Source organism: Halorientalis brevis (genome assembly GCF_023077655.1).
This window is the reverse complement of sequence record NZ_JALLGV010000010.1, coordinates 120,118-130,460: the sequence shown is the minus strand read 5'-3', so window position 1 is coordinate 130,460 and position 10,343 is coordinate 120,118. Positions and strand designations below refer to the sequence as shown.

Annotated in this window: 7 protein-coding genes; 3 read left to right on the top strand and 4 right to left on the bottom strand. The window is 62.5% G+C overall.

The features are described from left to right. The coding region (locus tag MU553_RS21635) for a hypothetical protein (RefSeq protein WP_247381540.1) at positions 1–1,480 on the bottom strand (1,480 nt) is incomplete at its 3' end. A gap of 355 nt (positions 1,481–1,835) precedes the next feature. After that, positions 1,836–2,987 (bottom strand): hypothetical protein, encoded by a 1,152-nt coding sequence (locus MU553_RS21630; RefSeq protein ID WP_247381539.1) that lies wholly within the window; start codon positions 2,985–2,987, stop codon positions 1,836–1,838. Positions 2,988–3,284: 297 nt separating this feature from the next. On the opposite strand from MU553_RS21630, the gene MU553_RS21625 reads away from it, so the two are divergent. Together MU553_RS21625 and MU553_RS21620 are read left to right on the top strand one after the other, a co-directional pair. Beyond that, positions 3,285–4,916 carry an alkaline phosphatase family protein gene (locus tag MU553_RS21625; protein ID WP_247381535.1) on the top strand — a complete coding sequence of 544 codons (1,632 nt, stop codon included), beginning with the start codon at positions 3,285–3,287 and terminating at the stop codon, positions 4,914–4,916. Continuing rightward, the gene (locus MU553_RS21620; RefSeq protein ID WP_247381532.1) at positions 4,894–5,916 is read left to right on the top strand and encodes a lipid II:glycine glycyltransferase FemX; all 1,023 of its coding nucleotides are present in this window, start codon (positions 4,894–4,896) and stop codon (positions 5,914–5,916) included. The genes MU553_RS21625 and MU553_RS21620 overlap by 23 nt, the downstream gene beginning before the upstream one ends. A gap of 104 nt (positions 5,917–6,020) precedes the next feature. On the opposite strand, the gene MU553_RS21615 is transcribed toward MU553_RS21620, so the two are convergent. Then, a complete protein-coding gene (locus MU553_RS21615; RefSeq protein ID WP_247381530.1) occupies positions 6,021–7,433 on the bottom strand; it encodes a right-handed parallel beta-helix repeat-containing protein in 1,413 nt (470 codons plus the stop codon). A gap of 103 nt (positions 7,434–7,536) precedes the next feature. Further along, on the bottom strand, positions 7,537–8,664 hold the full coding sequence (locus MU553_RS21610; RefSeq protein WP_247381528.1) for a glycosyltransferase family 2 protein: 1,128 nt from the start codon (positions 8,662–8,664) through the stop codon (positions 7,537–7,539). Between the two features lie 290 nt (positions 8,665–8,954). Between MU553_RS21610 and MU553_RS21605 the strand changes: the two genes are divergently transcribed. Next, complete coding sequence (locus MU553_RS21605) at positions 8,955–10,322, top strand: MBL fold metallo-hydrolase (protein ID WP_282594414.1); 1,368 nt, start codon at positions 8,955–8,957, stop codon at positions 10,320–10,322. The last annotated feature ends 21 nt before the right edge of the window (positions 10,323–10,343 follow it).

The following is a 10,343-nucleotide window of genomic DNA, read 5'->3' as shown; positions in this document are numbered from 1 at the left end:
CGTCGGAGGAACCACTGTTCTCCCCGGTCAGCTCCTCGAAGGTCGTTTCCGTCCCGTCGACGCTGACCGTGACGGCGTAGCCCTCGGTGACGCTGTAGTCGGTGATCGAACCAGTGAACCGGTAGCTGTCATACGCGTCGGGGTTCATCTCGACGCTGGTGACCGTGTAGGTACCGTCCTGGTTCTCTTCGATCGTGTCGGTGTCGGGTTCGGCCTCGTCGCCGTACTCGACCTCGCCGTCCACCGTGAACGAGACGTCACAGTAGGTGTCGGGGTTGTCCGGGCTCGCGTGGAGGGTGAGCTTCTTGCCGTCGATTGTGGAGCCGCCCGAGTCCGCGCCGTCGGTCGGGCCGTCCGGACCGACTGCACCGTCCTGGGGCGTCCAGATCGAATACTCCCGGTTGGGTTTCTCGGCCTCGCTGCCGGTGACCGTCTCGAAGCTCTCGGGGGCATTGTGGTCCGCGTCGCCCGTCAGGTGGATGTTCTCGCCGTCCCAGTTCTCGCCGACTCCGTCCCAGTCCTGGACGAACGTTTCACGATCACCGCTGTTGTAGATGCGCATGTTGCGCATGACACCGGCGCTGCCCTCGCCCTTGTCGTCGAACTGGATCGGTCGCGTACCCGCGTCGGTCCAGTACATGTCGATGTCCTCGAAGAGGACGTTCTCGCCGGGGTCGTCGATCTTGATGCCGCGCTGGTTCCACCCGGTATTTCCGGCGGGGGCCCGCTCCGTGGCCTCGAAGTAACACCCTCGACAGATGCTGTCGTCGGATGCGAAGCGCAGCGAAGACATGCCGGTGTTGACGAACGCGCAGTCTTCGACGATGACCTGGCCGTTGCCCTCCGAGTACGGGTCGGAGACGTAGAGTGCGACGTTCCCGAAGTTCGAGAAGTAACAGCTCTTGACCCAGAGCAGGCCTGCGTGGTCGGTTCCCGCGTAGATCCCCGTCGAGTCGGAGCCGTCGACGGTGCCGTCGGGCAGGTTGACGTTCACGACTTCCACTTTGGCGTCTTCGGCTGCGCCCATCCGCCAGCGCGACTGTTCCTCGCCGTGTTTGCCCTTGATGGTGATGTTCTCGACGCGAACCGTTCCCTCTTCGGCGAACAGCGTCGGTCGCACCGTCTCTTCGGGGTCGTCCGGTCGGTTCAGGACGACGCCTTTTGGCGAACCGACGAGCGCACAGTTGCTCTTGTCCCCACCCAGTCCGTCGCCCGAGGTGTTGTACTCACCTGCGGGAATGTGGACCTCGTTGCCGGAGACGAAGTGCTCCTCGAGGTACGGGTCGATGTCGTCGCCCGACGTGAGACCTTGTTCTCCGAGGTCGACGACGTTGTCCGCACCACTCACCTGTGCCCCGACGCTCGTGATCGTGCTACCGAGCGTAACGGCTGCTGCCGTTCCGCCAACCGCCTGCAGCAGCGATCGTCTGTCGATAAGACTGTCCTTCCCGCGATTTCCTTCATCCTGGCGACGTGCCATGTCGGATTAGGGATACACTAAACCGATAAACATTCTGACCAGTCGGATGCCGAACAGTCAGGGTTACTTTACAAGACAGTGCATCAGTAGTCTGCAGATAGTTGCGGATTGCTATCGGAAGGCGCAGACGGGTGAGTAAGTGTGTCTTACTCCAGATTTCGTTCGCCTCACGCTCTCAGGGATGGTCCTGTCGAGTCGTCCTGCGAGACCCGCGTTGAACGCGCACCGTCTCAGTGCGTCGAAGAAACAGATGTCCCTGGATCGAGTCCGGGGCAATTTATGCCAACTTCGCGTCAGCGACCGGTCTCGGGTGGAGGCCGTGCCGGGCTATCGACGACGGCGTACTGCCGCGATCTCACTTGTTCGTCGACTCGTCCGGGCTGGCCGCGCCCTCGATGGGCGTCCAGATTTCGTACTCTCGCTTTGGCTTCTTGGCCTCGCTGCCGGTGACCGTCTCGAAGCTCTCTGGCGCGTTGTGGTCGGCACCACCGGTCAGGTGGATGTTCTCGCCGTCCCAGTTCTCTGCGATGCCGTCCCATTGTTTCTTGAACGTCGCGTTGTCGCTGTCGTTGTAGATGCGCACGTTGCGCATGACGCCGGCGCCGCCCTCGCCCTTGTCGTCGAACTGGATCGGGTAGGTGGCCACGTCGGTCCAGTACATGTCGATGTCCTCGAAGAGGACGTTCTCGCCGGGGTCGTCGATCTTGATGCCGCGCTGGTTCCACCCGGTGTTCCCTTCGGGGCCTTTCTCGGTGGCCTCGAAGTAACAGCGCCGACAGATGCTGTCGTCCGAAGCGAACCGGAGCGAAGACATGCCGGTGTTGACGAAGTTACAGTCTTCGACGATGACCTGGCCGTTGCCCTCCGAGTACGGGTCGGAGACGTAGAGCGCGACGTTCCCGAAGTTCGAGAAGTAACAGCTCTTCACCCACAGCAGCCCCGCGTGCTCCCCGCCCGCGTAGATCCCCGTCGAGTCCGACGCTTCGACGGTGCCGTCGGGGAAGTTGACGTTCACGACTTCGATCGTCGCACCCTCTTGGGCCTCCATCCGCCAGCGCGACTGCTCCTGACCGTGTTTGCCCTTGATGGTGATGTTCTCGACGCGAACCGTCCCCTCTTCGGCGGCGAGGCTCGGTCGCACCGTCTCTTCGGGGTCGTCCGGTCGGTGCAGAACGACGCCTTTCGGCGAACCGACGAGCGCACAGTTGCTCTTGTCCCCACCGAGTGCCTCGTCGCTCGAGAAGTTGTACTCACCTGCGGGAATGTGGACCTCGTTGCCGGAGACGAAGTGCTCCTCGAGGTACGGGTCGATGTCGTCGCCCGATTTGAGGCCTTTTTCGCCCAGATCGACGACGGTTTCTGCGGCCCGCACCCGCTGCGTGCTGAAACCGGTGACGGCGCTGCCGAGTCCGACAGTCGCTGCCGCGCCACCGATCGCCTGCAGCAGCGATCGTCTGTCCATAAGGTTGTCTTTCCCACTGCTTCCTCCATCCTGGCGACGTGCCATATCGGATTAGGGAGATAGTAAAGTGATAAACATTCTGACCATTATGGGGCCAGCGGGTCAGGCTTAGTCGTCAAGACAGTGCCGTTCTAGTTACGTCGTTCTTGTATCGTGAGTGCGGAATCGTGGATTCGGACGGTAGGTGGCCCTTACGGCACGTATCCGCTCATCGTTCCCGGTCTGTCGTCGCTCACGGGCCGAATGTAACGATAGCCTGCGCGGCGAATATCAGATACTATGAGTTACTATCGTGGCGGAAAGTTGCTCGTAACAAAACGTCAGATTCGACAATGACAAGTGATGTCATCGGGTCGTTCGTCTTCGCTGCAAACAGTCCTTCTCGGTCTGGATGCTGCATGTCTGCCGGTGCTGAATCGGCTCTCGAACGCTGCGGCGATTCCAACCATCGACCGGCTCATGAGCGAGGGCTACGTCGGCGAACTCGAGTCCCAACTTCCGCCCTGGACGCCGAGTGCGTGGCCTTCGCTCTATACAGGTGTCAACCCGGGCAAGCACGGGGTGTTCGGTTTTCTCACGTTCGACGGGTACGACTGGGACGTCGTCGATCGGACCGACGTCAAGGAGTACGCGATCTGGGAACTCCTCGACCAGCACGGGCACGAAAGCGTCGTCGTCAACGTCCCCGTGACCCATCCGCCGCGGGAAGTCGACGGCGCCGTCGTTCCGGGATACGTCGCACCCGAGGACCCGGAGTGTCACCCCGACGACGCCCTCTCGTCGGTCGAGGACTATCAGATATACCCGCCGAAGACCAGCGACGTGTCACGGGAGGCTCATCTCGACGCCTACGAGGACGTCGTCCGGTCCCGGGGGACGGTCTTCCGGAACCTCGTCGCGGAACACGACCCTGACTTCGGTTTCCTGCAGTTCCAGCTGACGGACACCGTGTTTCACGAACGACCGGACGACTGGGAGGCCGTCGAACGCGTCTACAGCGCGGTCGACGACGAGATCAGCGCCGTGCTCGACGCGTGCGACCCACGAAACGTCGTCATCGTCAGCGATCACGGGATGGGCGAGTACGACGGCTACGAGTTCAGGGTCAACGAGTACCTGCGTGAAGCGGGCTACGTCGCGACCAAGAGAGGCGGTGAAGGGATGCCCTCCTGGGATTCGATCGCCCGGAACAAGCTCAGAGAAGGTGAAGACGGGGGGAAACCCGACCAGCAACTCCTCGAACGCGCCGTCGCTGGCGCGGCGAAAGTCGGCCTCACGAGCCAACGCATCGAGCGCGTTCTCAGCGCTGTCGGGCTCGCCGACGTCGTTGCGGACGTGATGCCGACGGACGCGATCAGGGCGGGGACGGAACAGGTCGACTTCGAGAACTCGGCTGCGTACATGCGGTCCCGGATCGAACTCGGAATCAAACTCAACGTCGCCGGGCGCGATCCGAACGGGACGGTTCCGGAGGACGAGTACGAGTCAGTTCGCGAATCGCTGATCTCGTCGCTCACGGAACTCACGACGCCGGACGGCAGTCCAGTGTTCGAGGCGGTGCATCCCCGCGAGGCGGTCTACGAGGGCCCATACGCCGATCAGGCCCCGGACATCGTCGTCGTTCCGGACAGCTTCGACACGTTCCTCTCCGGTGCGTTGCTCGGTGACCAGTTCGCTGCCCCCTCCGAACCCTGGAACCACAAGCGGATGGGAATCATGGTGGCGACGGGCGCCGATATCGATCCCGCAGCGATGGACGGTGCCCAACAGCCGCAACTGTTCGACGTCGCCCCGACGGTGCTGTCCACGTTCGCGGTCGCGCCGAGCGACCGCATGGACGGCCGCCCGCTTCCCCTCGTCGAATCGCTCGACAGTCAGTCCTACCCAGAGTTCGATGCACGAGAAATCAGCGCCGACGAGAGCGACGCGGTCGAACAGCACCTCGCAAACCTTGGCTACCTCGAAGACGTCTGACCGCCCGTACCATCTCCGCATCACCTCGACTGTGTCGGGCCGGCAGTGGAACGACCTGGCCGCGAACGCCGCCCAGGCGACGCCCTTTCATCGCTACGAGTTCCTCGAAACTCTCGCCGATCACACCGGAACGACGTTCCACTCGTTCGTCGGGTTCGCCGACGACCGTCCGCTCGGTCTGTTTCCCGTCTTCGAGAAGTCGGTCGGCCCGCTGACGGCGCTGTTCTCTCCGGCGCCGAATCTGAAAATACGCTATCTGGGACCCGTCGTCTTCGACTGGGACGGAACTGATACCGTGGGACACGAGCGGCGGCGGCAGGATTTCATCGGCGCTGTCCTCTCGTGTCTCCAGGACCGATTCGCCCCGAGCTACGTCCTCGTTCGGACGGCTGCGCGGCTCGGGGACCATCGGCCGTTCCTGTGGCGGGACTTTGAGGCCACGCCCCAGTACTCCTACGTGGTGGATCTGACGCCGGACGCGTCGTCCCTGTTAGATCGGTTCAGCAGGGACGCGCGACGAAACATTCGGACCGAAACGCCGGAGCTCCACGTTTCGGAGGACTCCGATGCGATCGCCACGATACTCAACCACCTCCGCGCTCGCCACCGGGAGCAGGGGAAATCGTACCGCGTCACGGATTCGTTCGTGACGGACCTGTCCGAGCGACTGCCCGACGGCGTCGTCAGGCCGTACGTCGTCCACCAGGGCGACCGCTTTGTCGGCGGGATGATCGCCCTGGAGTACGGGGACACGGTGTATCGCTGGCAGGGCGGTGCGAAACCGGAGCCGGACCTGCCGGTCACAGAACTGCTGGACTGGCACGTCATGCGCCGTGCCGCCGAGCGCGGCTGCACCCGCTACGACCTCGTCGGTGCCAACCACCGCGGCATCTCACGCTACAAGTCGAAGTTCGACCCCGAACTGGTGACCTTCCAGAGCCTCGTCAGAAGCACGCGGACGATGGACCTGCTCTCGAAACTCTACCGTCGGCTTCGGTAGCTCACAGGGATTATCGCAGACATTCACAGATTCTCCTGTGTCGAATCGATACCAGTCGGCCAGCCGGAGGTGGCTGTGACTCCGGCTGGCTACGATACTCTCTATCAGTCGCCCGAGTGACAGCGGCGTCCGAAACTGCCGATTCGGACCTGCCGCCGTTTCGCCCGCGCGTCGTCAAGCACGAGGGGCTCCCCCGTGACGTCGATGACCGTCTCGGTGAGAACGCCGTTCGTGGCGTTCTTGAGCGTGATTCCGTCTCGGTCCGATCCGCGCTGGTCGATACAGACGCGGTCGAGCCGGCATCCGTGACGGTTGTCGATGGAGATCGCGCTCTCGTTTGCGGCACGGCCGAGCACTCGAACGTCTTCCAGCGTGATTCCGGCGTTCGTCGACCGGTCGGCTCTGAGCCGTCTGTTCGGGCGTTTGGCCAGGATTCCGGGGACGTCGTTTGCGTCCGTCTGCACGACCGTGTTGCGGATCGTGGCGCCCTCTAACCACTCGGCCATGGTGATCCCGGCGTCGCTTTCGGTTACCGCCCGCATCTCGACCGTGCAGCCGTCCACGACCACGTCGGTTCCTTCGCGGAGCCTGATGCCGCGCATGTTTTCGAGCCCCGACCGCGTGGAGTCACAGATGATGCGCGCGTCGTTGATGCGGCTGCCGCCGCTGACTCGAACGCTCGCGATGCCGTTGTTGGCGTAGACGCCGCCTTCGACGGTGACCTTCCCTGGGGCCGGTGAGGCGTAGAGTCCGTTGTCCGGGAATCCGACGACGTGGCAGTCCGCGAACGTGAGCGAGCCGACGGATTTCTCGCCGACGTAGATGCCAGTGTTGGGATAAGTGGTGACACTGCCGTCTGGCAGCCGAAGCGCTTCCACTCGGCCCGACCCCGACGCGCTCGTCACGTCGAACCGCATGCTGTCGTGGTCGACGTCCTGGCGACCGTAGACGGTGACGTCGCGGACTAACAATCCGTCCTGAATCGCCGCGTGGATCGGCCGTGCACCGGTGTTCGCGGCCGTCAGGTCGAAATCGATCCCCTCGAACCGGAGCCCTGCCGCGTCGGCGTCGGTTCCGAACTCGAACAACGACCCCGTAAACCCCTGTGGCGGGCGAACGAGTGCCCTGTCCCCCACCAGCGCGACGTTGCGGAACCCGCCTGCAGTCATCCCGCTCTCCAGTCGGTACTCTCCTCTGGGGAAGTACAGCGCCGTCTGGTCGTCGATCTCGGCGTCCAGGACGCTGCTCACCGAGTGCGTCCCAGTATGGTCCGCCCCGAGCTGCACGACGTTGTGGACGGTCTCGTACTGTTGAGTGAGTGTGGACGGGACGTCCCGCGTTCGCTGCCCCTGCGCTGGCGTGCGACCGACTGACCGCCGTGGCGTCGGTGACGGCGTCGGCGTCGGTTGGCCGTCGAAAAACGAACAGCCGGCTAAACTACCGATCGCGCCGACGGTGAGGGCCCGGAGCAGTCGCCGCCGCGACTGCGTCTTGGAGGGCCGAGATGACCGAGCCACATCAGTATCAGTTCCCGAGATGGTTTTGTTATGAAACGCGAAGTTCGGCTAAGCACCAGCTACGACTGCCGCGCACGTGATACGTCGTCGACGTGGCGGTGTGTTAGCTGCGCTCCGATTGTCCGTCCTGCGTGACTGGCATTTCTGCGCCGTTTTCCGTGGGTTCGGCAGGCTGTGCCGAGTCGGTGGCTTCCCGTACCACTGGGTGCTCTGTCTCGGTTTCCTGTGCGAGTTCCGACTCCGGATCGCTGGCGGTCGCGAGCGACTCGTGGCGCTTTCGCTCGAACAGCGTCCCGAGGACGAACACGATTCCGCCGACAACTGACGTCTTGATCGCGTTGCCGACGCCACGGGACCGACTGCCGTTCGTGACGGCCTCGACGCTCGCGAGGATCGTCCCGACGACGCCCGTCGTCATCCCGATCGTGTAGCAGAGTGCTGCCGGATGGAAGCTCCCGCGGAGGTACTGCTCGCGGAGCCGCCACACGAAGTTCCGAAGGAGCATCCCCGACACGCGGGGGATGTAGGTCTTGTAGTCGATGTGACTCTCCTCGTCGGCGTAGTTACACTTCCGGGGGACGTCCTCGACCTGGAGGTCGTGGACGTTGAGTTTGACGAGGATGTCGTTACAGTAGCCATAGAACTCGTACATCTCGTCGAACTCGATCGTGTCGAGCGCTTCCAGCGAGATGGCCGTGTATCCGTTTTGGGGGTCGCCGATACCCCAGTACCCGCTTGCGATTTTCGTCAGTCCAGAGAGGATGTAGTTGCCGACTTTTCGGAACTGCGGCATGCCTGCCCGCGTCTCGGTTTCGATGAGCCGATTCCCCTTCGTGTAGTCCGCTCGCCCCTCCACGATCGGATCGAGAAAATTGGAGAGTGCAGACGGCCGCATCTGCCCGTCACCGCCCATGACCGCCGTCACGTTGATGCGATCGTTTTGGGCGTGCTGATACCCCGTCTTGATCGCGCCGCCCACGCCCCGGTTGCGCTCGTGTTTGATGGGGACGACCCGGCGGTCGAAATCCGGACGTCGACTGGCGCCGGTCTGCTCGTCGCCGTTGACGCGGTCCGAAGCTGTTTGAATCTCGTCCCACGTTCCGTCAGTCGATCCGTCGTCGATGACGTAAACGCGGTCTACGTACGCCGGAACCGTCTCTATAACGTCGCCCACGAATCCCTCCTCGTTGTAGGCGGGAATGACGACGCCAACCGAGTGATTCCTGTACATATTCAGGCGCTGCGGGCCTCAGTCCCGCATATTTGGTCATCCAATGATCGATTCCGGTACATGAATGTCTCCCCTAATACGCCGCTGCCAGCAGCTATTGTTAATTACAACTTTTCCGCGTCCGGGTTAGAAAACTCCTGAAAACCGGTATCGAGCTCATAAAGTCGGTGAGGTGTTCATTTGCTGACCGAAACAAGCCGAGCCAAATTGCCTTCCAGATTACACCGTATTCGGGCCTTATACTGCTGCTCTGGCCATAACAAAGGAGGGGATACACAGACGTTCCAGGTATGCGACTCCGCCATCTCAAGTCCTCCAGTGTAGTCGTCGAAGACGGTGATATGAGCGTCCTGTGCGACCCGTGGTTGCTCGACGGTGCCTTCTACGGTGCCTGGGCCCACTATCCGCCACTCGAATTCGAACCGTCGGACTACAACGACGTCGACTACATCTACATCTCGCACATTCACCCCGACCACTGCCACGGGGACACGCTGGAACGGCTCGACGACGACATCCCCGTGCTGATCCACGACTACCAGTCGGACTTCCTTCGGCACAACGTCGAGGCACACGGGTTCGACGTGAAGGAACTTCCCCACAACGAGCGGGTCCACCTCGGCGGTGACCTCCACCTCAACGTCCTCGGCGCGGACAACTGTAACCCAGAGAAATGCGGGAAGTACTTCGGCTGTTCGTGGTGGATGGAGTCAGAGAGCGGCGGCAGAACGGACGGCTCGACCCAGATCGACTCGATGGGCGTCTTCGACGACGGCGATTCGGTCCTCGTCAACGCGAACGACTGCCGGTGGCCGATGTCCGCCGGCGCCTGTGGCGAAATCAACGACAGGTACGGTGAGATCGATATGCTCCTCATGCAGTACGGGGCGGCGAACTTCTACCCGCAGTGCATGGCGGATTACACGCACGCGGAGAAGCTAGAAGCCAAAGCGGACGTGGCCGTCGAGATGCTCCAGGACGCCGAGTCGTTCATCGACGTGCTGGAACCGGACTACTACATGCCCTTTGCGGGGAGCTACGTCCTTGCCGGAGACAACGCTGACCTGAACGAGTACCTCGCCGTGGCCCGCCGCGACGAGGCCAAAGACTACTTCGAACGGAGCGATGCGGTGCCAGATTCCTCGGTGTGTGTCCTCCTAAACAGCGAGGAGCACTTCGACCTCGACGCCGAGCGACAGTCGGCGCCGTACACCCCGATCGACGAACAGGAGAAAGCGGAGTACATCGAGACCGTCCTGGCCGATCGGGACTTCACGTTCGAGTCGGATCCGATGCCCGACCGGGAGACGTTCCGGGAACTGATTCCCGAGGCCTACGAACACTTCGAGGTGAAACGTCAGGATCTCGGTTACGAGTCCGAGACCACCGTGTACCTGCAACTGGTGGACGACGAGTTCGCAAAGATTTCGATGCAGGGAGACGGCTTCGAGTTCGTGGGCGTCGACGAGTACGAGTCGGCCGAAGAGTACGTCCGGATGGACATCGATCCGCGACTCCTCGTCCGAATCCTGCAGGGGCCACGGTACGCACACTTCAACAACGCACAGATCGGCTCTCACATCATGTTCCACAAAGACCCGGACGTCTACGAACGGCCGCTGTACTACGCGATGAGCTTCTTCCACACCCCGGCCTGAGAGCGACGAACGGTCGACTGT